The organism is Nocardioides sp. T2.26MG-1, assembly GCF_950101795.1.
Taxonomy (GTDB): Bacteria; Actinomycetota; Actinomycetes; order Propionibacteriales; family Nocardioidaceae; genus Nocardioides.
The window spans coordinates 269,274-292,435 of record NZ_CATNLZ010000001.1; the positions used below are offsets into that span (position 1 = coordinate 269,274).

Annotated in this window: 21 protein-coding genes, 1 tRNA gene and 1 pseudogene; 14 read left to right on the forward strand and 9 right to left on the reverse strand. The window is 72.6% G+C overall.

All coding sequences use genetic code 11. From position 1 onward, the window contains the following. Positions 1-47: 47 nt before the first annotated feature. Genes zwf through QQZ14_RS01320 form a run of 4 tightly spaced genes read left to right on the forward strand, consistent with a single transcriptional unit; the run spans position 48 to position 4,737 of the window. Positions 48-1,556 carry a glucose-6-phosphate dehydrogenase gene (zwf, locus tag QQZ14_RS01305; RefSeq protein ID WP_284532348.1) on the forward strand — a complete coding sequence of 503 codons (1,509 nt, stop codon included), beginning with the start codon at positions 48-50 and terminating at the stop codon, positions 1,554-1,556. Further along, positions 1,553-3,436, forward strand: coding sequence for a phosphogluconate dehydratase (gene edd, locus QQZ14_RS01310; RefSeq protein WP_284532350.1), 1,884 nt, complete (start codon positions 1,553-1,555; stop codon positions 3,434-3,436). Before zwf ends, edd begins: the two co-directional genes overlap by 4 nt. Further along, positions 3,420-4,058: a bifunctional 4-hydroxy-2-oxoglutarate aldolase/2-dehydro-3-deoxy-phosphogluconate aldolase gene (gene eda, locus QQZ14_RS01315; RefSeq protein ID WP_284532351.1), complete on the forward strand. Its 639-nt coding sequence runs from the start codon at positions 3,420-3,422 to the stop codon at positions 4,056-4,058. The genes edd and eda overlap by 17 nt, the downstream gene beginning before the upstream one ends. Before the next feature lie 34 nt (positions 4,059-4,092). Further along, positions 4,093-4,737: a class I SAM-dependent DNA methyltransferase gene (locus QQZ14_RS01320; RefSeq protein WP_284532352.1), complete on the forward strand. Its 645-nt coding sequence runs from the start codon at positions 4,093-4,095 to the stop codon at positions 4,735-4,737. A gap of 432 nt (positions 4,738-5,169) precedes the next feature. Here the strand turns inward: QQZ14_RS01320 and QQZ14_RS01325 are convergent, their stop codons facing one another. Next, complete coding sequence (locus QQZ14_RS01325; protein ID WP_284532353.1) at positions 5,170-5,745, reverse strand: DNA-3-methyladenine glycosylase I; 576 nt, start codon at positions 5,743-5,745, stop codon at positions 5,170-5,172. 89 nt (positions 5,746-5,834) lie between these two features. On the opposite strand from QQZ14_RS01325, the gene QQZ14_RS01330 reads away from it, so the two are divergent. Then, the gene (locus QQZ14_RS01330) at positions 5,835-6,275 is read left to right on the forward strand and encodes a CHRD domain-containing protein (RefSeq protein ID WP_284532354.1); all 441 of its coding nucleotides are present in this window, start codon (positions 5,835-5,837) and stop codon (positions 6,273-6,275) included. Between the two features lie 9 nt (positions 6,276-6,284). On the opposite strand, the gene QQZ14_RS01335 is transcribed toward QQZ14_RS01330, so the two are convergent. Both QQZ14_RS01335 and QQZ14_RS01340 read right to left on the reverse strand, forming a co-directional pair. Further along, positions 6,285-7,256: a pirin family protein gene (locus tag QQZ14_RS01335; RefSeq protein WP_284532355.1), complete on the reverse strand. Its 972-nt coding sequence runs from the start codon at positions 7,254-7,256 to the stop codon at positions 6,285-6,287. Positions 7,257-7,270: 14 nt separating this feature from the next. Then, positions 7,271-9,652 carry an FdhF/YdeP family oxidoreductase gene (locus QQZ14_RS01340; RefSeq protein WP_284532357.1) on the reverse strand — a complete coding sequence of 794 codons (2,382 nt, stop codon included), beginning with the start codon at positions 9,650-9,652 and terminating at the stop codon, positions 7,271-7,273. Positions 9,653-9,799: 147 nt separating this feature from the next. Here QQZ14_RS01340 and QQZ14_RS01345 point away from each other — a divergent pair, with 147 nt between their 5' ends. Then, positions 9,800-10,642 (forward strand): hypothetical protein, encoded by an 843-nt coding sequence (locus QQZ14_RS01345; protein ID WP_284532358.1) that lies wholly within the window; start codon positions 9,800-9,802, stop codon positions 10,640-10,642. A 99-nt stretch (positions 10,643-10,741) separates the two neighbouring features. Here QQZ14_RS01345 and QQZ14_RS25385 read toward each other — a convergent pair. Next, positions 10,742-10,978 (reverse strand): annotated as a pseudogene (locus QQZ14_RS25385) (hypothetical protein); the annotation flags it as partial. Between QQZ14_RS25385 and QQZ14_RS01350 the strand changes: the two are divergent. From QQZ14_RS01350 to QQZ14_RS01360, 3 genes are all read left to right on the forward strand, one after another. Further along, positions 10,977-12,041 carry a glycosyltransferase gene (locus QQZ14_RS01350; RefSeq protein ID WP_284533063.1) on the forward strand — a complete coding sequence of 355 codons (1,065 nt, stop codon included), beginning with the start codon at positions 10,977-10,979 and terminating at the stop codon, positions 12,039-12,041. The pseudogene QQZ14_RS25385 and the gene QQZ14_RS01350 overlap by 2 nt on opposite strands. A gap of 111 nt (positions 12,042-12,152) precedes the next feature. Beyond that, positions 12,153-12,320 carry a hypothetical protein gene (locus QQZ14_RS01355; protein ID WP_284532359.1) on the forward strand — a complete coding sequence of 56 codons (168 nt, stop codon included), beginning with the start codon at positions 12,153-12,155 and terminating at the stop codon, positions 12,318-12,320. A 73-nt stretch (positions 12,321-12,393) separates the two neighbouring features. Next, complete coding sequence (locus tag QQZ14_RS01360; protein ID WP_284532360.1) at positions 12,394-13,572, forward strand: AAA family ATPase; 1,179 nt, start codon at positions 12,394-12,396, stop codon at positions 13,570-13,572. Positions 13,573-13,593: 21 nt separating this feature from the next. Here the strand turns inward: QQZ14_RS01360 and QQZ14_RS01365 are convergent, their stop codons facing one another. Further along, positions 13,594-14,460, reverse strand: coding sequence for an aldo/keto reductase (locus tag QQZ14_RS01365; RefSeq protein ID WP_284532361.1), 867 nt, complete (start codon positions 14,458-14,460; stop codon positions 13,594-13,596). Positions 14,461-14,476: 16 nt separating this feature from the next. After that, positions 14,477-15,730: a homogentisate 1,2-dioxygenase gene (locus QQZ14_RS01370; protein WP_284532362.1), complete on the reverse strand. Its 1,254-nt coding sequence runs from the start codon at positions 15,728-15,730 to the stop codon at positions 14,477-14,479. 69 nt (positions 15,731-15,799) lie between these two features. Here QQZ14_RS01370 and QQZ14_RS01375 point away from each other — a divergent pair, with 69 nt between their 5' ends. Both QQZ14_RS01375 and fahA read left to right on the forward strand, forming a co-directional pair. Next, positions 15,800-16,657, forward strand: a complete 858-nt coding sequence (locus QQZ14_RS01375) for a hypothetical protein (protein ID WP_284532363.1) — start codon at positions 15,800-15,802, stop codon at positions 16,655-16,657. Then, positions 16,657-17,778: a fumarylacetoacetase gene (gene fahA, locus QQZ14_RS01380; RefSeq protein ID WP_284532364.1), complete on the forward strand. Its 1,122-nt coding sequence runs from the start codon at positions 16,657-16,659 to the stop codon at positions 17,776-17,778. The genes QQZ14_RS01375 and fahA overlap by 1 nt, the downstream gene beginning before the upstream one ends. On the opposite strand, the gene mptB is transcribed toward fahA, so the two are convergent. Further along, positions 17,700-19,268 carry a polyprenol phosphomannose-dependent alpha 1,6 mannosyltransferase MptB gene (gene mptB, locus QQZ14_RS01385; protein ID WP_284532365.1) on the reverse strand — a complete coding sequence of 523 codons (1,569 nt, stop codon included), beginning with the start codon at positions 19,266-19,268 and terminating at the stop codon, positions 17,700-17,702. The two genes, fahA and mptB, sit on opposite strands and share 79 nt — an antisense overlap. A gap of 91 nt (positions 19,269-19,359) precedes the next feature. Between mptB and QQZ14_RS01390 the strand changes: the two genes are divergently transcribed. Then, positions 19,360-19,836 carry a nitroreductase family deazaflavin-dependent oxidoreductase gene (locus tag QQZ14_RS01390; protein WP_284532366.1) on the forward strand — a complete coding sequence of 159 codons (477 nt, stop codon included), beginning with the start codon at positions 19,360-19,362 and terminating at the stop codon, positions 19,834-19,836. Positions 19,837-19,845: 9 nt separating this feature from the next. Then, positions 19,846-20,778, forward strand: coding sequence for a metallophosphoesterase (locus tag QQZ14_RS01395; RefSeq protein ID WP_284532368.1), 933 nt, complete (start codon positions 19,846-19,848; stop codon positions 20,776-20,778). On the opposite strand, the gene QQZ14_RS01400 is transcribed toward QQZ14_RS01395, so the two are convergent. After that, positions 20,742-21,971 carry a nuclear transport factor 2 family protein gene (locus tag QQZ14_RS01400; protein ID WP_284532370.1) on the reverse strand — a complete coding sequence of 410 codons (1,230 nt, stop codon included), beginning with the start codon at positions 21,969-21,971 and terminating at the stop codon, positions 20,742-20,744. The genes QQZ14_RS01395 and QQZ14_RS01400 overlap by 37 nt on opposite strands. Before the next feature lie 85 nt (positions 21,972-22,056). Between QQZ14_RS01400 and QQZ14_RS01405 the strand changes: the two genes are divergently transcribed. Next, positions 22,057-22,944 carry a LysR family transcriptional regulator gene (locus QQZ14_RS01405; protein ID WP_284532371.1) on the forward strand — a complete coding sequence of 296 codons (888 nt, stop codon included), beginning with the start codon at positions 22,057-22,059 and terminating at the stop codon, positions 22,942-22,944. 42 nt (positions 22,945-22,986) lie between these two features. On the opposite strand, the gene QQZ14_RS01410 is transcribed toward QQZ14_RS01405, so the two are convergent. Continuing rightward, positions 22,987-23,068: transfer RNA gene (locus QQZ14_RS01410), tRNA-Tyr, on the reverse strand. Positions 23,069-23,162 lie beyond the last annotated feature (94 nt).

Below are 23,162 nucleotides of genomic sequence, written 5' to 3' on the forward strand. Positions count from 1 at the left end.
CCTTAGATAGGGTTGTATCGATCCAAACTTCTCCCTACCGTGGTGCCATGGACCCGACTCCGGCACCGCACGCGCTCCCCGAGGTGTGCGACTTCACCGTCTTCGGCGGGACCGGAGACCTCGCCCTCCGCAAGCTGCTGCCCTCGCTCTACCACCGCGACCTCGAGGGCCAGCTGCCCGCCGACACCCGGATCCTCGGCGTCTCGGTGTCACCGCTCGACGACGACGGTTGGCGGGACGCGGTCCGCTCGGCGCTGACGACGCACGTGCCGCGCGGGGACCTGCACGAGGAGGTCGTCGCGCGCTTCACGGCCCGGCTCCGCCACCTACCGCTGGACGCCCAGGACCCCGACGACTGGCACCGGCTGCATGCCCTGCTCAAGGACCGGCCCCGCGCCGAGGACGCCGTCCGCGTGTTCTACCTCGCGGTCGCGCCACGACTGTTCGGCTCGATCTGCCAACGCCTCGACGAGATCGGCGTGGTCGACGACCGCGCCCGGGTGGTGCTGGAGAAGCCGATCGGGCACGACCTGGCCTCGGCCCGCGAGGTCAACGAGTCCGTCGGCCGGGTCTTCGCGGAGTCGCAGATCTTCCGCATCGACCACTACCTGGGCAAGGAGAGCGTCCAGAACCTCCTGGTGACACGCTTCGCCAACACCTTCCTCGAGCCGCTGTGGAACTCCCGGTGGGTCGACCACGTGCAGATCACCGTCTCCGAGACCGTGGGGGTCGGCGGGCGCGGCGCCTACTACGACAACGCCGGCGCGCTGCGCGACATGGTGCAGAACCACCTGCTGCAGCTGCTCTGCCTGGTCGCGATGGAGCCCCCGACGTACGTCGGACGCGAGACCGTGCGCGACGAGAAGCTCAAGGTCCTGCAGGCGCTCAAGCCGATGCGGGAGGAGGACGTCGACCGCGACACCGTGCGCGGGCGGTACGTCGCCGGGCTGGTCGACGGCGCCGCGGTGCCGTCGTACTCCGACGACCTCAAGGCCACCGGCGGCCAGGGCGGCTCGCTGACCGAGACGTTCGTGGCGCTCAAGACCGAGGTGCAGAACTGGCGCTGGGCCGGGGTGCCGTTCTACCTGCGCACCGGCAAGCGGATGGACCGGCGGATCTCCGAGATCGTCGTGGTGTTCAAGGAGCCGCCGCACTCGATGTTCCCGGGGGCGGAGGGCATCACCACGCCCAACCGGCTCCACATCCAGGTCCAGCCCGACGAGGGCATGAAGCTGCACCTGACCGCCAAGGAGCCCGGCCCGGGCGGCTACCGGCTGCGGCCGGTCTCGCTGGACCTCAGCTACGCCACCGCGTTCCAGGTGCGGCTGCCCGACGCCTACGAGCGGCTGCTGATGGACGTGATGAAGGGCAACCCCACCCTGTTCATGCGCCGCGACGAGGTCGAGGCCGCGTGGACCTGGACCGAGCCGATCCTCAACCGCTGGGCGGCCGCCGCCGAGCGGCCGAAGCGCTACCCCGCCGGCACTCCCGGACCGACCGCCGCCGCGATGCTCCTCGAGCGGGACGGCCGAACCTGGCAGGAGCTCGACCAGTGACCACTCAGATGAACGCGACGGTCCAGGCCGTCACCGACCGGATCGTCGCGCGCAGTGCCGAGAGCCGCGCCGAGTACCTACGCCGGATCCGGGCGGCCGCCGACACCGGGCCGGCCCGCGGCCGGCTCGCCTGCGCCAACGTCGCCCACGGCTTCGCGGCCGCGGACCCGGACGCCAAGCAGGCCCTGCGCGGGCACGTGAAGCCCAACCTGGCGATCGTGTCGGCGTACAACGACATGCTCTCGGCGCACCAGCCGTTCCGCGACTACCCCGAGCAGCTGAAGAAGGCCGTGATCCGGGCCGGCGGCATCGCGCAGTTCGCCGGCGGGGTGCCGGCCATGTGCGACGGCATCACCCAGGGCCGCGACGGCATGCAGCTCTCGCTGTACAGCCGCGACGTGATCGCGATGTCCACCGCGATCGCGCTCTCCCACGACATGTTCGACGGCGCGCTGATGCTCGGCGTGTGCGACAAGATCGTGCCCGGCCTGCTCATCGGGGCGCTGTCGTTCGGCCACCTGCCGACGGTGTTCGTGCCCGCGGGCCCGATGGCCTCCGGGCTGCCGAACGGAGAGAAGGCGAAGGTCCGGCAGCTGTACGCCGAGGGCAAGGTCGGCCGCGCCGAGCTGCTCGAGGCCGAGGCGGCGTCGTACCACTCGGCCGGCACCTGCACGTTCTACGGCACCGCCAACTCCAACCAGCTGCTGATGGAGGTGCTCGGCCTGCACCTGCCGGGCTCGTCGTTCGTGAACCCCGGCACGCAGATGCGTGAGGCGCTGACCCGCGCCGCCGGCCGGCGGGCGACCGAGCTGACGCGACAGGGCGGGGAGCCGACCCCGATCGGCGAGATCGTCGACGAACGGGCGATCGTCAACGCCTGCGTGGCGCTGCTGGCCAGCGGCGGCTCGACCAACCACACGATCCACCTGGTGGCGATCGCCCGGGCCGCCGGCATCACGCTGACGTGGGACGACCTGTCCGACCTGTCCGCCGTCGTACCGTCGCTGTGCCGGATCTACCCGAACGGCACCGCGGACGTGAACCACTTCCACGCCGCCGGTGGCATCGGGTTCCTGGTGCACACGCTGCTGCGCGCCGGACTCCTGCACGAGGACGTCCGGACGATCGCCGGCCACGGGCTCTCGCTCTACACCCGCGAGCCCGTGCTGCGCGGCGGCGACCTGACCTGGGAGGAGGGGCCCAAGGCGTCGCTCGACCTCTCGGTGCTGCGCCCCGCCGACGACCCGTTCGCCCCCGACGGCGGCCTGCGCGTGCTCACCGGCCCGCTCGGCCGGGCCGTGGTGAAGACGTCCGCGGTCAAGCCCGAGCAGCGACTGGTGACCGCGCCCGCGGTGGTGTTCGACGACCAGTTCGAGCTGCTCGAGGCGTTCGGAGCCGGCGAGCTCGACGGACGCGACTTCGTCGCGGTGATCCGCTACCAGGGTCCGGCCGCCAACGGCATGCCGGAGCTCCACAAGCTGACCCCTGCCCTCGGTGTCCTCCAGGACCGAGGGCAGCGGGTCGCGATCGTCACCGACGGCCGGATGTCCGGCGCCTCGGGCAAGGTGACCGCCGCCATCCACGTCACCCCGGAGGCCGCGCTCGGCGGCCCGCTCGCCCGGGTCCGCGACGGCGACCTGATCACCGTCGACCCGGACGCCGGCGTGCTCGACCTGCACGTCGACCGCGAGGAGCTCGCTGCCCGCCCGGTCACCGGCGGCGCCCCGCAGGGCGCCGACTGGGCCGGCACCGGCCGCGAGCTGTTCGCGGCCTTCCGCTCCACCGTCGGCTCGGCCGACACCGGCGCCAGCGTGTTCCCGGGCATCACCGCCCCGCCGCAGCCGCGTACCCAGGAGGTGCCCGTTGTCCAGCCCGTCTGAGCCCCTGCTCGACTCCGTCCTCGACCTCGTCCCGGTGCTGCCGGTCGTGGTCATCGACTCCCTCGAGCACGCCGTACCGGTGGCCCGGGCGCTGGTCGCCGGCGGGCTGCCCGCGATCGAGCTGACGCTGCGCACGCCGGTCGCCCTCGACGCGATCAAGGCGATCGCCACCGAGGTCCCGGAGATCCTGGTCGGCGCCGGCACGATCGTGACGCCCGCCCAGGCCCGACAGGCGGCCGACGCGGGCGCATCGTTCCTGGTCTCCCCCGGTGCCACGCCCGCGCTGCTGGCCGCCATGCGGGACACCGGCCTGCCGTTCCTCCCCGGCACCGCCACCGCCTCGGAGGTGCTCGCCGCGCTCGAGGCCGGCTGCACCGAGCTGAAGTTCTTCCCCGCGGAGGCCTCCGGCGGGGCGGCGTTCCTCCAGTCCGTCGCCTCGCCGGTCCCGGCGGCCCGCTTCTGCCCCACCGGCGGGATCACCGCCGCCTCGGCGCCGGCGTACCTCGCGCTGCCGAACGTCGGGTGCGTCGGCGGCTCCTGGATCACCCCCGCCGCCGCGCTCGCCGCCGGCGACTGGGCGCGGGTCACCGCGCTCGCTGCGGAGGCCGCGGCGCTGCGTTGATCACGGTGTCGCAGACGCCCGCTACGGTCGGCCCGTGGACGCACGGACCGAGGAGCTGCGGGCAGCCCACGACATCCTCGCGGAGGTCTACGCCGAGCGGCTGGTGGGTGCCTTGGACCGGATGCCGGTCGAGCGCGCGGTGCTGGGCCTGTTCGCCGAGCTCGTGCTCGCAGCCGGCACCGGCACCGAGATCGGGGACATCGGCTGCGGGACCGGCCGGATGGCGCCGTACCTCGCCGACCAGGGCTTCACCCCCCACGGTGTCGATCTCTCCCCAGAGATGGTGCGGGTCGCCCGGCGGGACCAGCCCGGCCACGACTTCGCCGTGGCCGACCTCCGGTCGCTGCCGTTCGCCGATGCGTCGCTCGACGGCGCCATCGCCTGGTACTCGCTGATGTACCTCACCCCGGACGACCGCGCGCTCGCCTTCGGGGAGCTCGCCCGGGTGATCAAGCCGGGCGGTCACGTCGCGACCGCCTTCAAGGCCGGCGACGACACCCGGCGCCGTGGCGGTGAGTCCCTCGGACTGGGAATCGGCTTCGACATCTACTGGCTCTCGCCGGCCGAGGTCGAGCGGCGGTTCGCGGAGGCGGGCTTCGAGGTCGTGTTCTGGGCCGGACGTCCGGCGGACCCCGACGAGGTGCAGCCGCAGGGTTACGCCGTCGCCCGTCGTCTCTGACCCGGCGGAAACACACTCGCGGTCGTCGTCCGGGCGGTGGCCCCTCAGCGGCTTATGCGGTGGCCGGGATGAAGCAGGCTGACCCGAGGCACCGCACTGTGACGTCGCGGCCCGAGACCCGGGCGGCGGCGACGACCCGAGCGCGCCCTACCCGCGTCGCTGCCGTCCACCGCAACCATGAGTGGCCCGCAGGCCGACGGCCACCAGGCCGTGGTCTCGACACCCTCACCCACCGATGATGACGGTGGTTTCGAGGCTCGTCGCTAGCGCTCCTCGCACCTCAACCACCGTGTGCCGGGAAGCGACCTCGACCCGAGCCCGCCGACCCGCCTTGCTGCCATCGCCCGCAACCGCCCACGGCCCGCAAGCCGACGTACGTCGGCCGGTGGTTTCGAGGCTCGCTTCGCTCGCACCTCAACCACCGTGCTCAGGTCAGAGGTCCCCGTGCCGGAAGCAGCCGACCAGGTGCGGGTCGAAGACACCGAGCGCCTGCATCAGGGCGTACATGGTGGTCGGGCCGACGAAGGCGAAGCCGCGCTTCTTCAGGGCCTTGGACAAGGCGACGGACTCCGGGGAGGTCGAGACCGTCTCGGAGGTGTCGTGCCAGTCGGTGGGCTCGTCGGGGGCGAAGGAGAGCACGAACTCCTCCAGGCCCTCGGCGTCACGGAGCGCGACGGTCGCGCGGGCGTTGGTGAGCGTCGCCTCGATCTTGAGCCGGTTGCGCACGATGCGCGGCTCCTGCATGAGCCGCTCGACGTCACCCTCGTCGAACGCCGCGATCGCCGCGGCGTCGAAGCCGTGGAAGACCTCGCGGAAGGCCGGGCGCTTGTTGAGGATCGTCGACCAGGACAGGCCGGACTGGAAGGCCTCGAGCGTCAGCCGCTCGAGGTACGCCGACTCCCCGTGCACCCGGTGGCCCCACTCGGTGTCGTGGTAGTCGCGCATGACGCCCGGGCCACCGGCCCAGGGGCAGCGAGGGATGCCGTCCTCACCGATCACAGGTCCCATGGCGTCATCCTGGCGGATCGCTCCGACACCCGTTGAACCGTCGCCCTCGGTGGCCCGTGTCCCCGGCAGGACCAACCACGGGAGGCACCATGTCGTTCCAGACTCCTCGGACCATCGTGACCCTCGGCGCCCTTGCCCTCGCGGCCGCCGGGACCATGAGCAGCCTGCCCAGCCAGGCCGCGCCCGCCCCGCGGGCGGCGGCCCAGCGGCTGGAGGCCACCCTCCGACCGAGCGGCGACCCGGACGGGTCGGGCGAGGGCCACTTCAGGCTGAACAAGACGCGCGGGAGGGTGTGCGCCACCGTGACCTGGCAGCACATCGCCGACCCCGACTCCGCCCACATCCACCGCGCCTCCGACGGCGGCATCGTGATCGACCTGAGCGGTGCGGTGACCGGTGGCGCGCACTGCGCGACCGGCGTGCCGGAGCGGACGATCGCCCGGATCCTGCGGCACCCGGGGCGCTTCTACTTCAACGTCCACAACGCGACGTACCCGGCCGGCGCGATCCAGGGCAGGCTGCGGCGCTGACCCACCGCGTCAGCGACGCTCCCTCAGCCGCACGTTGGGCAGCGGCGGGGCCGGGATCGGCGGGCGCCGGTCATCGACCGGGACGCCGAAGCGCCCGTCGACGAGGCCGTCGTCGGTGATCTGCGCCTGCCAGTCGGCCCGCCAGGCGACGACCTCCTCGTGCGTGCGAGCCACGATGTTCCACCACATCACGATGCTCTCGCCGAACGGCGGACCGCCGAGGAGCAGCAGCCGGACCGGCTCGTCGTACGCCGCCAGCTTGAGGGTCGCGCTCCCGGGCGGGACGTAGGCGAGGTCGTGCTGCTTGGTCTCGACGCCGGCGACCGACAGCACCCCGGTGTCGACCAGCACCCCGTGCTCGAAGGTCGCGTCCACGTCGAGGATGACCTCCGCGCCAGGCTCGAGGAGCAGCTCCGCGCCCAGCAGGGGTGTGTACGTCGGGACCGGCGAGGTCTCGCCCAGCAGCGACCCGAGGAACACCCGGGCGGCGTACCCCTCGCCGGTCACGGGCGCCGGCGCGTGGTGGGCGAAGCCGGGGTCGGTGAACCGGTCGGAGTCGGGGAGCGCCACCCACAGCTGCGCGCCGTGCAGCGTCGTGGTGGACGGCGGTGAGACCTCGGAGTGGCTGATGCCGCGGCCGGCGGTCATCAGGTTCACCTCACCGGGACGGACCATCGCGTGGTTGCCTGCGCTGTCGCGGTGCTCGACCTCGCCGGTGAACAACCAGCTCACGGTCTGCAGGCCGGTGTGCGGGTGTGGCGGCACGACCATGCCGCCGGTGTCGGCGACCCGGTCGGGTCCGTAGTGGTCGACGAAGCACCAGGCGCCGATCAGCGAGCGCTCCCGCTGCGGGAGCGTACGGCGCACCCGCATCGCCCGGGGCCCGCCGAGCGGCACGTCGCGCGGGGTCATGATCTCCACACCCGGGGTGACCGCGCAGGATGCGCTCACCTCGTCGGGCCGGTCCTCGAGGTTGCTCACCCGGCAATTGTGCGTCAGCTCAGGTGCTCGGGCTCGACGTGCCGCTTGCCCTCGTCGCCACGTCCGGGCGGGGTGATCGAACCGGCGTCGCTGCGGGCGACCACGCCCTCGGGGCCGCCGTCGGCGGGCTCCAATCGGACGACCACGGACTTGGAGGTCGGGCAGTTGCTGCCCTCGGCGGTCGAGTCCAGCGGCACGAGCGGGTTCGTCTCCGGGTAGTACGCCGCCGCGCACCCGCGCGGGGTCTCGTAGGAGACCACGCGGAACGCCGGCGCCTGGCGCTTCGAGCCGTCCTCCCACTCGCTGACCAGGTCGACAAGCTGGCCGTCCTCGAGCCCGAGCGCGGCGATGTCGTCGGGGTGCACGAACACGACCCGACGGCCACCGGAGATGCCGCGGTAGCGGTCGTCGAGCCCGTAGATCGTGGTGTTGAACTGGTCGTGGGACCGCAGCGTCTGCAGCAGCAGCCGCCCCTCCGGCACGTGCAGCACGGTGGTCGGGCTGACCGTGAAGATCGCCCTGTCCTTCTCGGTCGGAAACGTCCGGCTGTCCCGCGGCGGGTGCGGGAGCACGAAGCCGCCCGGCCGGTCGACCTTCTCGTCGTACGCCGCACAGCCGGGCACCACCCGCGAGATGCGTCGGCGGATCTCGGTGTAGTCCGAGCGGAACTCCTGCCAGGGCAGGCCGTGCCGGTCGCCGAGCACCGCCTGCGCCATCGAGCAGACGATGTCGACCTCCGAGCGCAGGTGCGGCGAGGCCGGCTCGAGCGGTCCCTGCGAGGCGTGCACCGAGCACGTGCTGTCCTCGACGGTGACCCGTTGCACCCGGCCACCGGTCAGGTCCTTCTCGCTGCGGCCGAGCGCGGGGAGGATCAGCGCCTCCTGTCCGTGGACGACGTGGGACCGGTTGAGCTTGGTGGAGACGTGCACGGTCAGCGCCGCCCGGCGGAACGCCTCCTCGGTGACCTCGGTGTCCGGGGCGGCCGAGACGAAGTTGCCGCCGAGCCCGAAGAAGACCCGGGCGTCCCCGTCGCGCAGGGCCTTGATCGCGGCCACGGTGTCGAGACCGTGCTCGCGGGGCGGCTCGAACCCGAATTCGTCGCGCAGGCTGTCGAGGAAGTGGCTCGGCGGCCGCTCCCAGATGCCCATCGTGCGGTCGCCCTGCACGTTGGAGTGGCCGCGCACCGGGAACAGGCCCGCGCCCGGCTTGCCGATGTTGCCCTGCAGGAACGCCAGGTTGGCGAACTCCTTGACGGTCGCGACCGCGTTGCGGTGCTGGGTGATCCCCATCGCCCAGCAGATCACGGTGGCCGAGGAGTCGCGGAACATCCGCGCGGCCGCCTCGATCTGCTCGCGGGTCAGGCCGGTGGAGCGGAGGACGACCTCCCAGTCGAGCGTCCGCAGGTGCTCGGCCCAGGCCTCGAAGCCCCAGGTGTGGCGGTCGACGAACTCGTGGTCGACGCAGCCCCACTCCAGCAGCAGCGCGCCGATCGCCTGGAACAGCGCGAGGTCGCCGTTGATCCGGATCGGCAGGTGCAGGTCGGCGAGCTCGGTGCCGTGGCCGATGACGCCGCGGGGCTTCTGGGGGTTCTTGAAGCGGACCAGCCCCGCCTCCTGGAGCGGGTTGATCGCGATGATCCGGGCGCCGTTGCGCTTCGCGCCCTCCAAGGCCGTGAGCATCCGCGGGTGGTTGGTGCCCGGGTTCTGGCCGGCGATCACGATCAGGTCGGCCTCGAGCACGTCGCGGATCGTCACCGACGCCTTGCCGATGCCGATCACCTCGGCGAGCGCGACCGAGGTGGACTCGTGGCACATGTTCGAGCAGTCCGGGAGGTTGTTGGTGCCGAAGGCGCGGACGAAGAGCTGGTAGGCGAACGCCGCCTCGTTGGAGGTCTTGCCGGAGGTGTAGAACACCGCCTGGTCCGGCGAGTCGAGGCCGTTCAGGTGGCGGGCGATCGTCGCGAACGCCTCGTCCCACGAGATCGGCTCGTAGTGGGTGCCGCCGGGGCGGACGGCCATCGGCTCGGTGATGCGCCCCTGCTGGCCCAGCCAGTAGTCCGACTTGTCGTGCAGCTCGGAGAGCGGGTGGGCCGCGAAGAACGCCCGGTCGAGGTGGCGCCTCGTGGCCTCCTCGGTGACCGCCTTCGCGCCGTTCTCACAGAACTCCGCATGCGCCCGGCGGCTCGGGTCGGGGTCGGGCCACGCGCAGCCCTGGCAGTCGAAGCCGCCGACCTGGTTGAGCCGCAGCAGCGTCTGCGCCGTACGCCGCACGCCCATCTGCTCGACCGCGCGCTTCATCGCGACAGCGACCGCGGGCACCCCCGCCGCGCTGTGCTTCGGGGGGTCGACGTCGAGCTCGCGCTCGTCGATGTCTCGCTGCGGAGGTCTCCGGCCCATGTCCCTCATCCTGTCTCGCGCACCACACCCCAGGAAGGGAGTACCCCGCGAACCCTCCTGCCAATAGCCCGAGTGAGCCTGTCCTGACGGGTTCCGTGAGCGCTACGTTGCGACTGTCTTCCCACCGCACCGATCCAGGAGCACCGGATGTCGACGCACGAACCCCCTCCCGACCAGGTCCCGCCTCCTCCGCCCACCGGTGGGTACGGCCAGGCGCCGCCGCCCCCGCCCCCCGGCGGGTACGGCGAGACCCCTCCTCCCCCGCCACCGCCCGCACCGTCGTACGGCGGCGGTGACAGCAGCGGCTACAGCATCGGCAACGCCCTGTCCTACGGGTGGGCGAAGTTCCAGGCCAACACGAGCCAGATCATCCTGTCCGCGGTCGTGCTCGTGGTGGCGCTCGGCGTGGTCGCGGTCCTCGGGACGATCGTGATGAACGCGCTGACCACCGACGCGTCGTGCTCGACCGAGAACGGCCGTTTCACCTGCGACAGCGGCACCGGGTTCTTCGGCCGGCTGATCCTGCAGGCGCTGCTGTCCGCGGTGCTGCTCGTGGTCGCGTGGATCATCGGCGCCGGCCTGGTGCGGGCGTCGCTGAATGTCACCGAGGGCCGGCCGTTCCTATTCTCCGACGTGATCAGGACCGACAAGCTCGGCCCGGTCGTGGTGGCCAGCGTGATCATCGCGGCCGCGACGTTCGTCGGCACCCTGCTGTGCTACCTGCCCGGGCTGGTGGTCGGGTTCGCGACGTCGTACACGCTGTACTTCATCGTCGACAAGGACATGGCGCCGGTCGACGCGATCAAGGCCAGCGTGATGTTCGTGAAGGACAACCTCGCGAACACCATCGTCTGGTACATCGTCGGCGGCCTGGTCGCGGCGGCCGGCTTCCTCGTGTGCGTCGTCGGCGCGCTCGTGAGCGTGCCGGTCGTGCTCATCGGCACCGCCTACACGTACAAGACGCTCAACCGCGAGCCCGTCGCCCCGTAAGTTCAGATCAGCTCGAGCCGCAGCCGTGCCGGGTCCCCGACCTCGAGGGACTCGGCGCGGCGGGCCGGAGCGCATCCGGATCTCGTCGGTCTCGTCCTCCGGCACCGTGACGAAGACCCACGACGTGCCCTCGGGAGCCGACGACCACTCCCAGAGCTCGGCCTCGAACTCGCACGCCCACCCGGCCCCGCCGTCGTCCACCGGGCCATCGTCCACCACGGCACCGACACCCGACATCCACCCGGGTCTCGCCGGGCGTTCACGCGGGCACGGGACGGTCGTGGACGTGCGCATCGCCCAGCTGGCCAACTTCATCGGACCCGCGTCCGGGGGCATGAAGACCGCCGTCGCCGCGCTGGGGGCGGGGTACGTCGCCGCCGGGGCCGAGCGGCTGCTCGTCGTACCCGGCCCGGTCGACGCGGTGACCGCCACCGAGCACGGCGACGTGGTCCAGGTGCGGGCACCGCGGATCGGCGGCGGCTACCGGCTGATCGTCGAGCCGTGGCGGGTCACCGACGTGCTCGAGCGGTTCGGGCCGACCTCGGTGGAGCTCAGTGACAAGCTCACGCTGCTGCCGGTGACCCGCTGGGCTCGACGCCGCGGCGTCGGGTCCGTGCTGTTCTCCCACGAGCGGCTCGACGACATGTTCGCGATGCGCAGCGGGCTGGAGACCACCTCGAAGGTCTCGATCGGGCTGCTCAACCGGGTGCTGGTGCGCAGCTTCGACACGGTCGTGGTGACCTCGCAGTACGCCCAGCGGGAGTTCCAGCAGCTCGCGGACGCCGTCGGCTGCCCGATGGTGCGGGTCCCGCTCGGGGTCGACCTGGAGACGTTCCGGCCACACCCGGCGCCGGGGTCGGACGTGTTGCGCCTGGCCCACGTGGGCCGGCTGTCGCGCGAGAAGTCGCCGCACCTGGCCGTGGCGACGGCGGTCGAGCTGCACGGTCGCGGCGTGCCGTTGCGCCTGGACGTGTACGGCGACGGGCCGCACCGCGACGAGCTGGTCGAGCTTGCGGGCGACGCCCCGGTGACGTTCCACGGGTTCGTCGACGGGCGTGCGGACCTGTGCCGCCGGATCGCCGCCGCGGACGTCGCACTGTCGGTCTGCCCGGGCGAGACGTTCGGCCTCGCCGTGCTCGAGGCGCTGGCCAGCGGGACGCCGGTCGTCACCGCCGACCGGGGTGGCGCCCGGGAGCTGGTCGACGAGCGCTCCGGTGCCTGGGCAGCGCCCGATCCGGCCGCGCTCGCCGACGCGGTCCTCGACGTGGTCGCCCGGCCCGCCGCCGTACGACGCCGGGCGGCGCGGCTGCGAGCGGAGCGCTTCCCGTGGCAGACGACCGTGGACCGGATGCTCGACGTGCACGCCGCCGTCACCGACGGGCTACTGGTGCCCGCCTGAGACGCTTCTCTGGGTTCTCAACCCAGAGAAGCGTCAAAGGCTGGTGGTTCGCTGCTGTCGTCGGCACACGAGGGAACGGGGGCGGATGCCGGCCGGGTGACGATCGGGGTCGTGCTCCAGCGCCTCCACCTGCTGGCGGCGCTCACCGTCCGCGACAACGTGCTCGCGCCCCGCGAGCAGGCACCCACGCTGGTGCTGGCCACGCACGACCGCGAGATCGTCGCCCTGGCCGACGCCGACCTCGATCTGCGGGCCGGCGCGATCGTGACGGCTGGGTGAGGGTGGACGGCCATATCAGCAACCATGACCGCGTATAACGAAATTCGATATAGACCTTGATAGTCTCTTACACGTGGATCCGGCCACCAACCCCTACCGACCCGGGGCGGGCCGACGCCCGCCGGTGCTCGCTGGACGAGAGCCCATCCTGGATGCCTTCTCGACTGTCCGCCGCAGAGCAGAGGAGCTCGGCGAGGGCGATCGGAGTTGGGTCCTCAACGGGCTCCGCGGCGTCGGCAAGACGGTGCTTCTCAACGAGCTGCTCGGTCAGGTGACACAGAGGGGCTGGATCACCGCCAAGGTAGAAGCGACGTCCTCGACTCCGCTCTCGTTGTCCCTGAGCCAGGCACTGGTCCGCGCCATGCGCACGGCGACCGGCCAGCACCCGGTGCCGAGACTGCGTCGCCTGCTGGGTGTCTTCGAGGCGTTCTACCTCAAGCTCAACACCGCCACACAGACGGTCTCACTCGGCGCGGACGTCGACCTGGTCAAGGGCATCGCGGACACCGGACGCTTCGCAGACGACCTGGCCGCCCTGTTCGAGGTGCTCGGGGAGACGGCAGTCGACCTCGGGATCGGGACGTTGATCCTCGTCGACGAGCTCCAGGAAGCCGCGCCGAGCGACCTGACTGCGGTCAACACGGCAGTCCACCAGATCGGGCAGGGGGCGACGCCGCTCCCCGTCATGTTCGTCGGAGCGGGCCTGCCGTCGCTCCCAGCACAGCTCGCCGATGCGACGAGCTACGCCGAGCGCCTCTACGACTACCGCCCCATCGGGCTCCTGTCGGCCGACGCAGCGCGGACTGCGCTGCTCGGGCCGAGCGCCGAACGCGGGGTGGGATGGGAACCCGACGCACTCGATCAGGCCTTGGCGATTGCCGGGGGCTACCCCTACTTCATCCAAGCCGTGGGCAAGCACGTGTGGGACGCCGCGGTCACCGACCCGATCACCGCCGACGACGTCTCCGTCGGCGGCGAGTCCGCTCGCCGCGAGGTTGACGAGGGCCTGTACCGATCCCGGTGGGAACGCGCGACTCCTGCCCAGCGCGACGTGCTCCGAGCTCTCGCCACCACCGGTGGCGAGGCGGCCGTCGCAATGTCGGATCTGGTGGTTGCCACGGGCAAGCGCAGAGTCTCGGACCTCTCTGTTGCCCGCAACGAACTCATCAAGAAGGGCCTGGTCTACGCACCGGAGCGCGGCGTCCTGGCGTTCACCGTCCCCGGGATGAGCGGCTTCGTCACGCGCCAGTAGGGCGCCCGGACGACGCAGCCGTCACCAGGGCATCGAGACGAACGGCGAGGAGTACTCCTCGTCGCGCGCCATCAGCGCCTCGGCCTCGTCCGGCGACACCCGGTGGCGCTCGGCCTCGAGCAGCATGCCGAGCAGGCCGACGTCGCCGGCGGTCGGGATGCCGGTGACCTCGTCGTGCGCGAGCACCCACGAGACCGCGGCGGTGATGCGGGCCTGGTCGTCGTACGGCTCGTACCAGGTCGTGTAGCGGTGGTCTGCGGCCTCGGGCCAGTTGCGGCGGGACACGGTCTTGATCGTCATCAGGCCGGCGTCCTGGCGGCGTACCTCCGCGACCAGGGCCTGGTAGTCGGCGCGGTACGACGGGTCGCGCCAGAGCACCGGGTTGAGCGGGGTCAGCACGGTCGCGAACGGGTGCCGGCGCAGCGCCTCGAGGTGGGTCGCGGGCGCCTGGTCGCCGTGGCCGGTGATGCCGACGGCCCCGACCAGGCCCTGCTCCTGTGCCTGCAGCGCGGCCTCGAGGGCGCCGCCGGCCCCGGTGGCCCGGTCGAGGTCCGCCAGGTCGCCGACGGCGTGCAGCTGGAGCAGGTCGAGGTGGTCGGTCTGCAGCCGCTCCAGGGACGCGTTGATCTCGCGCCAGGCGGACTCGCGGTCGCGCCGCCCGGTCTTGGTCGCCAGGAAGACCTGGTCGCGGATCCGCGGCATCCACGGACCGAGCCGCAGCTCGGCGTCGCCGTAGTCCGCGGCCACGTCGAGGTGGTTGATGCCACCGTCGAGGGCCTGCTGGATCGAGCGGTCCGCCACGTCCTGCGTCACGTCGCTCAGGGCGGCGCCGCCGTAGATCAGGACCGAGCTCTGGTGTTCGAGTCTGCCGAGCCTGCGCTTCTCCACAGACCCACTATGCACCTCAGGAGTTGGAGAACACCGCCGGGTTTCCGTCGTCGGGTCCACGACCCGCCCAAGACCACGCATACGCCGGGTCCTCGGCCGCGAGGCCGGCCTCGCCGAGCTCGAGCGGCGCGAACGTGTCGACCATGACCGCCGACTCCTCGAAGTACTCCACGCCCAGCGACGCCTCGATGGCCGAGGGCTGCGGCCCGTGGGCGTAGCCGCCGGGGTGCAGCGAGATCGAGCCGATGCCGATGCCGGAGCCCTTGCGGGCCTCGTAGTCGCCGCCGACGTAGAACATGACCTCGTCGCTGTCGACGTTGGAGTGGTAGTAGGGCACCGGGATCGCCAGCGGGTGGTAGTCGACCTTGCGCGGCAGGAAGTTGCAGATCACGAAGTTGTGGCCCTCGAAGACCTGGTGCACCGGCGGCGGCTGGTGCACCTTGCCGGTGATCGGCATGAAGTCCTCGATGTTGAACGTGTAGGGGTACAGGCAGCCGTCCCAGCCCACCACGTCGAACGGGTGGGTCGCGTAGGTCATCCGGGTGCCGACGATCCCCGCGCTGGTGCGGTGCTTGACCAGCACCTCGACGTCCTCACCGTCGACGAGGAACGGCTCGTCCGGGCCATGCAGGTCGCGCTCGCAGTACGGCGCGTGCTCCAGCAGCTGGCCGTAGCGGGAGAGGTAGCGCCTCGGCGGCGCCACGTGGCTGTTGGCCTCGACGGCATAGAGCCGGCTCGGCTGTGTCGACTCCTGGGCCGGCACCCAGCGGTGCGTGGTCGCCCGGGGGATCAGCACGTAGTCACCGGTGCGGTAGGGCACGACACCGAACACGGTCTCGACCACGCCTGCACCGGACTCGACGTACACGCACTCGTCGCCGATCGCGTTGCGGTAGTACGGCGACGGGTCGGCGCCGGCCACGACGTACGAGATCCGGACGTCGCTGTTGCCGAGCACCAGCCGCCGGTCGGTGACGGCATCCTGGTTTCGAGACAGGCGCTGCTCGCCTTCCTCACCCGGCGGGAACAAGGAGTGGAGCTTCAGGTGCCGCGGCTTGAGCGGGTGGTTGGGGGTGCGGGTCTGGTCGGGCAGCTCCCAGACCTCCGAGGCGACGATCGCCGACGGCACGCCGCGGTGGTAGAGCAGCGAGGAGTCGGACGAGAAGCCTTCCTCGCCCATCAGCTCCTCGTAGTAGAGCCGGCCCTCGGGGTCGCGGTGCTGGGTGTGTCGCTTCGGCGGCACCTCGCCGAGCCGTCGGTAGTGCGCCATCACGCCCTCCGTCTATCCGATAATCGAACGCATTCGTCCGCTATGCGCCTGCTGGCTAGAGTAGCCAGCGTGTCAACGCCTGCCCCCTCCTCGGCCCTGCCGCTCGCCTGGCGCGGCCTCGTCGACGACGCCGCGATCTTCCCGCCCGGCGACGCCCCGCTCGCGAAGGCGGCCGAGGCGCACGTCGCCCGCCGCTCCCAGCCGTACGGCGACCTGGTCGGCACGTTCGTCGCCAAGGACACCGACCTGCCGGCCCTCAAGGCCACGCCGCTGGCCCTCTCGGTCGTGGTGACCGGCGGCGCGGGCGGCATCGCGGGCCTCGCCTCGCTGGCGCGCAGGCTGCACATCGCCGTCGAGGGCGTCGAGATCGCGCTGCGCGACCCCGGCGACCCGGTCGGCGCGGCCCGCCGTGTCGGTGCGGCCGTCGACGCCGCCCGCGCCGAGGGACAGCTCGACGACCACGTCCCGGTGTACGTCGAGATCCCGGTCGACTGCGCCCCGGGCGCCTGGCTCGCTGCGGCCGACGAGGTCGCGGCCCGCGAGTTCCGCCTCAAGTTCCGCACCGGCGGACTCGAGGCGGCCGCCTTCCCCTCCGCGGCAGCTCTCGCCGGATGCATCGACGCCTCCCTCGACCGGGAGACACCGTTCAAGTGCACCGCCGGACTGCACCGGGCCGTACGTCACACGGGCGCCGACGACGGCTTCGAGCACCACGGGTTCCTCAACCTGCTGGTCGCGACCCGCCTGGCGTTCGACGGCGCCACCCCCGACGACGTGGCGGGGGTCCTCGAGCGCCGCGACGGCGACGCGCTCGCCGCCGAGGCCCGCGACCTCGACCTGGGCGGTGCCCGCCGCTGGTTCACCTCGTTCGGCTCCTGCTCGGTCGACGAGCCGCTCGACGACCTGGTGCGGCTGGGGCTGGTCTGATGGACGGCTTCGGTCCCGACCACCTGCCGTACGGCGTGTTCTCGGTCGCCGGCGGGCCCCGGCGGGTCGGTGTGCGCGTGGACGACGGCGCCGACTCCTGGGTCCTCGACCTGTTCGCGGCCACCGGCCGACCGGAGCTCGAGCGGCCCTCGCTGAACGCGTTCATGGCGCTCGGGCCCGAGGCCTGGCGCGAGACCCGGCAGCTGGCGGCCGAGCTGGCCGGGTCGCTGCGGCACGCCGTACCCCTCGCGGACGCGACGCTGCACCTGCCGGTCGAGGTCGCCGACTACGTGGACTTCTACGCCAGCGAGCACCACGCCACCAACGTCGGCCGGATCTTCCGGCCCGACGGCGAGGCGCTGCTGCCGAACTGGAAGCACCTGCCGGTCGGCTACCACGGCCGCGCCGGCACCGTGGTCGAGTCCGGCACTCCGGTGGTCCGGCCCACCGGCCAGCGGCGCGGCCCCGAGGCGCCGGTGTTCGGGCCCTCGACGCGCCTCGACATCGAGGCCGAACTGGGGTTCGTGGTCGGCGTGGGCTCCGAGCTCGGCTCGCGGGTGCCGTACGACGCGTTCGCCGAGCACGTGTTCGGCGTGGTCGGTCTCAACGACTGGTCGGCGCGCGACATCCAGGCGTGGGAGTACGTGCCGCTCGGCCCGTTCCTCGGCAAGTCGTTCGCCACGTCGATCTCCCACTGGGTCACGCCGATGCCGGCACTCGACGCGGCCTGGGTCGACCTGCCCGGCCAGCACCCCGAGCCACTGCCCTACCTGGGGCCGGGAGCCACGCAGGGGCTCGACATCGACGTCGAGGTCGTCGTCAACGGCGAGGTCGTCAGCCGGCCGCCGTACCGCACGATGTACTGGTCGCCCGCGCAGATGCTCGCCCACCTCACGGTGAACGGCGCGAGCCTGCGCACCGGCGACCTGTTCGCCTCCGGCACGATCAGCGGCGCCGAGCCCGACCAGCGCGGCTCGCTGCTCGAGCTCGGCTGGGGCGCCGAGGACGCGTTCCTCGACGACGGGGACGAGGTCGTGCTCCGCTACAACGCACCCGGCACGCTCGGTGGCCGGATCACGCTCGGCGAGGTCGCCGGCACCATCGCACCCGCGCGCGCCTGAACCACGCTCTCCGGCTCGATCAGCACCGGCGGGTCGGGCTGCACGGGGATCCACTCCGCGCCGACGATCCGCTCGATGCGTGTCCGCGCTCGCCGGGTGAGCAGCAGCAGCGGCACCAGCATCGCCAGGAGCATGCTGCCGAGCACGATCGCGTAGTAGGCGTCGTGCAACGAGGAGTCCATCGGCGCGACCAGCCCGAAGACCGTCGACACCGCGAGCAGCCCCGCCGCCGCGACCCGCGACAGCCGGATCGTCGCGAGGAACGGCACCACCCAGAGCAGGTACCACAGGTGCACCACAGGTCCGAGCAGCACGGTCACGCCCACCACCGCCGTCACCGCCTGGAGCGCACGGGCCCGGTCGCCGGTGCGCCAGCGCAGCGCGACCGCGACGACCACGCCGACCGTCGCGACCGTGCCGACCTGGCGGACGATCCCGAGGAACGTCGCCGGTGCCAGCCCGAGGCCCAGCAGCGACGCCAGCCAGTCGAGCAGACCGCCGAGCAGGGTCGTCGCCGACAGCGGGGTGTTGACGGTGGCGGGCACGCCGAGGGCGTGCACCCAGCCGCTGCCCAGCCCGGTGACGACGCCCAGCCCGAGCAGCACCCCCACCGAGACCGTCCCGACGGAACCGAGGCGGCGCACGCGCGCCCCCAGCGGCGCGGCGAGCGGCAGGCTCACCAGGACCACGCCCACACACACCAGTCCGCCCGGCAGCTTCACGGCCGCAGCCAGCCCTCCCAGCATCGCCCCGGCCGCCCAGCCGCGCTCGACGGCGGCAACGAGGGCGGCGGCCATCAGTCCGACCATCAGCAGGTCGTTGTGCAGGCCGCCGACGCCGTTCGCGAGCATCAGCGGCGACACCAGCACGACCGCAGAGGCGAGGGCGGGGTTGACCCCGCTCCACTCCGCGAGCCGCGGCACCGCCCAGGCCAGCAGCGCCAGTCCCACGAGCGCGACCACGCGGTGCCCGATCACCAGCACCCACGGGTTGCCGGTGATGCCGGCCCCGACCTCGCCGATCGCCAGCGGCACCGGCCCGTACGGCGTCACCGTGCTCATCCAGCGCGGGTCGACGGCCTCGGCCGCCGGCAGCCCGGAGAGGACGCCCGGCCCGTAGTCGTAGGGCGAGAGCCCTACGTGGGCGAGCATCCCCTGCGCGGCGTACGACCAGCCGTCGCGGGAGAACAGCGGGGGCGCCAGCACCAGCGGCGCGCTCCACACGACCGCCGCGTGCCGCACCAGGCCCAGGGCGTCCGCACGCTCCTCGCCCTCGGCGACCGCGACGTGCCGGCACAGCGAGAGCCACTCGGCAGCGAGGATGCCGAGGCCGAGCAGCACGACGGCCAGGCCGACCATCCGGCCGACCTCCGCGCCCCGCAGATCGATCAGGGTGTCATGGCTCATCAGCCAGGTCGACGACGGCAGCGTGGACACGACCAAGCCGCCCAGCAGGACCAGGACACTGCCCACGAACCCCCGAGTCAGCACGATCGCACCGTACGGAGCGGGCTCGACGGGCGTCCGACAGGCGGTTGAACGGCTCCGAACACCCCGGCGTACTCCGGGCTACCCTCGCGCCATGGGCCTGCTCACCCCGCTGGCGATCCGGATCGGCGCGATCCCGTGGATGCCGAGGCTGCTGCCGCAGATCGTGTGGACCGACCGGCGCCTGCAACGCGCCACGGGCGGCCGGGTCAGCATCCTCGACCTGGCCGGCCTGCCCAACATCACGCTCACGGTCGTGGGCCGCAAGAGCGGGATCCCGCGCAGCACGCCGCTGCTGTGCGTCCCGCACGACGACGGGTGGCTGATCGCCGGCTCCTACTTCGGCGGCCCCGAGATGCCGCTCTGGGTCTACAACCTCCGGGGGGCCGGCGAGGCCGAGATCACCTGGCAGCGCGAGCGCGTCCCGGTGACGGCCCGCGAGGTCGAGGGCGACGAGCGCGCCCGGTTGTGGCAGGTGATGCTGCAGACCTGGCCGAACTTCGCGACGTACGAGCAGCGCACCGACCGGGTGATCCCGGTCTTCCTGCTCACCCGCCGGGCGTCCGCGTAGATGGCCGCCGTGCAGCTCGGCCAGTATCCCGCGCCCGGCCACGTCGTGGCGCACCTCAGCGACCCGCACCTGCTGGCCCAGGGCGTGCTGCAGTACGGCGTCATCGACACCGAGGCGGGCCTGCGGCTCGCGCTGACCCGGCTCTCGCGGCTCGACTTCCCGCCGCAGGCGCTGGTGTTCACCGGCGATCTCGCCGACAAGGCGGAGCCCGCGGCGTATGCCCGGCTGCGCGAGATCGTCGAGCCGGCCGCCGCCGCGATCGGCGCCGAGGTCGTCTGGGTGATGGGCAACCACGACGAGCGGGCGGCGTACGCCCGCGGGCTGTTCGACCTCGACGACGACACGCCCCAGGACCGGGTCCACGACGTCGCCGGGCTGCGGATCGTGTCGCTCGACACCAGCGTCCCCGGCTACCACCACGGCGACCTCACCGACGACCAGCTCGGCTGGCTTGCCGACGTGCTCGCCACCCCGGCCCCACACGGCACCCTGCTCGCGCTGCACCACCCGCCGATCCCGATCCCGATGATGCCGGCCGCCGACGTCATCGAGCTGCTCGGCCAGCACCGGCTGGCCGAGGTGCTCGCCGGCACCGACGTGCGCGGCATCCTGGGCGGGCACCTGCACTACTCGACGTACTCCACGTTCGCCGGCATTCCGGTCTCGGTCGCCTCGGCGACCTGCTACACCTCCGACCCCGCGCCCGTGGACCGCTTCGTCTCGGGAGTCGACGGCCACCAGGCGGTCACGATGGTGCACGTGTACGCCGACCGCGTCGTGCACACGATCGTCCCTCTCGCCCCGGCGCCGGAGGTGAGCGGCTTCCCGGCCGAGGTGCGCGCCCAGGTCGAGGCGCTCACGCCCGAGCAGCGCCGCGACCTGCTGTCCCGCAAGGACTCCCCGCTCTACACGGGCGAGGTCGACGTGCCGGGCACGGCCTGAGCGTCCCGGCGCTCGTACACCTTGTTGGCGATCCGCCACTCGCCCTCCGGGGTGCGCACCAGCACGAACGCGTCCGTGAACGTGTCGGCACCGTGCCACAAGGTCATCCGGGCCGTGCCGACCCGACCGTGGACGTCCACGCTCTCGAGCTGCCGCCGACGCACCGGCTCGTCGTCGGCCGGCTGCCCGGCGAAGAGCGCGACGTACTCGTCGAGGCCCCAGGACGTGAAGACCCCGTCGCGGTGGCCCTCGACGTGGGCCGTCGGCAGGAACGCGTCGCGGAAGTGCGCCGGGTCGCCGGTCGCGTGCCCGCGCGCGTAGGCCAGCAGGGGCCGCAGGACCTCCGGAGCCGCGACCACGTCCGCCGCGATGTCGACCCCGGCGACCTCGAGGTCGGCCGTCGCGACGGCCGCGACGTCGTCGTCGGCACCGACCGCGCCCGTGGCCAGGAGCACGTCGAGGTCCCGGACCGCCCAAGGCGTCGACCCCGTGGCCCGGCTCAACAGCGCCAGGTCCTTCATCAGGGCGCCGGCCGTGAACTGGGCCCCTGCTGCGACGTGGCCGGGCTGCTCGAGCAGGGGCCGCTTGACCCGTACGACGGGACCCAACGCAGTGGAGGCCAGCACGTCGAGCGCGGTCGGGCGCGAGAGGTCCAGGCTGTCGGCCAGCCGGAGCGACCGACGCAGGGTCAGCAGGGTGTCCGCGAGCACACCGTTGGCCAGGAGCTTGGCGGCCGCAGCCTCGCGGGCTCCAGCCAAGGAGACCCGGCGACCCAGCCGGTCCAGGACCTCGGCGGCCGTCGGGCCGGCGTCGGGGCCGGTCAGGACCGTGAGCTCCCCGGCCAGGGCCGCGGGCACGGAGCCCACGACGGGCGCGTGGACGTAGTCGGCGCCGAGACCCGACACCAGCGCCGACAGCTCCGCCGCCTCCTCGGGACCGACGGTCGCGGTGTTGACGACCGTGGTCCCGGGTCCGAGCTCCGGTCGGCACGCCTCCAGCACCTCCCGACACGCTGCCGCGTCGTACAGGCAGAGCAGCACCACGTCCGCTCCGGCGACCACCTGCGCCGCCGTAGGGCCCTGCGCCTGCGACCTGCTCCAGGTGCGCACCGAGTGGGTCTGGGAAAGCCGCTCGGCCATCGCGCTGCCGATCCGACCGAGACCGAGGATGGCGACGTCGGTGTGCGTGTTCATGGAGACGAGCATCCCCGCCCGACACCCATACCGCCAGCGCAAGATCCGTATGCACCACATGCCGCTTCTGCATACCCTGGCGTTCGTGTCCCTGACGCAGTACCGCGCCTTCGTCGCCGCGTGCGACCTCGGGTCGCTCCGTGCGGCCGGGGCGGCGACGGGGTTCAGCCAGCCCGCCCTGTCCCGCCAGATCGCCGCCTTGGAGAGGTCGGTGGGCGTCCCGCTCCTCCACCGTCAGGCCCGGGGCGTCGCCCCGACCGAGGCCGGCGCCGCCCTCCTGCCGCACGCGCGGCTGCTGATCCACGAGGCCGCCCGGGGGCAGGAGGCGGCGCGCGCCGCCGAGGGCGAGCGCGCGCCACTGCTCATCGGCTCCGTCCCCTCCGCCACCGCCGCGCTCGTCCCCCACGCGCTTGCCCGCCTGCGCCGCTCCGCCGGCCTCGAGTGCACCGTGGTCACCGCCCTGACCCCGCGACTGACCGGGATGGTGCAGGCGCGCGACCTGCGCGCCGCCGTCGTCACCGATGTGCCGGCCGGACTCCCGGACGACCCCGACCTGCGCGCGGCCCACCTGGCCGACGACGAGATGGTCGTCATCGTCCCCGCCGACCACGCGGTCGCCCAGGACTCGACGATCGCGATCGAGCGCCTGTCCGAGGAGCTGTGGGTCGAGGACAACGCCTCGTCGGCGGCCGTCCTGCGCCGACTCGCCACCAGAGCCGGGTTCGAGCCCCGCCTCCAGCACCTCGCCGACGACCTGTCGGCCAAGACGGGACTCGTCGCTGCGGGCCTCGGGGTCGCCCTGGTCCCCGGCCTGCTGGTCCCCGCACTCCGCGCCGACGTGGCCGTCCTCCGCCTCACCGAGCCCGCCACCCGCGGGATCTACCTCCTGACCCGCCGGGACGAGCTCGGCCTCGAGAACCTCGCCGACGCCCTGGAGAGCGCGGCCACGCCCTTGCGCACGAGAAGGGCCTGACAAGCACGAGGCGCCCCGATCGCGAGGATCGAGGCGCCGGTGTGGCAGGTGAAGGATTCGAACCTTCGAAGGCAAAGCCGACGGATTTACAGTCCGCTCCCATTGGCCGCTCGGGCAACCTGCCGGGGTGCTGCGCCGCGCCGTTTGGTCCGGCGGCAACAAGGCGAAACAATAGCGCAGCCCTCGAGGCAGACGAAAACCCCCGCACCCGTCCCCTG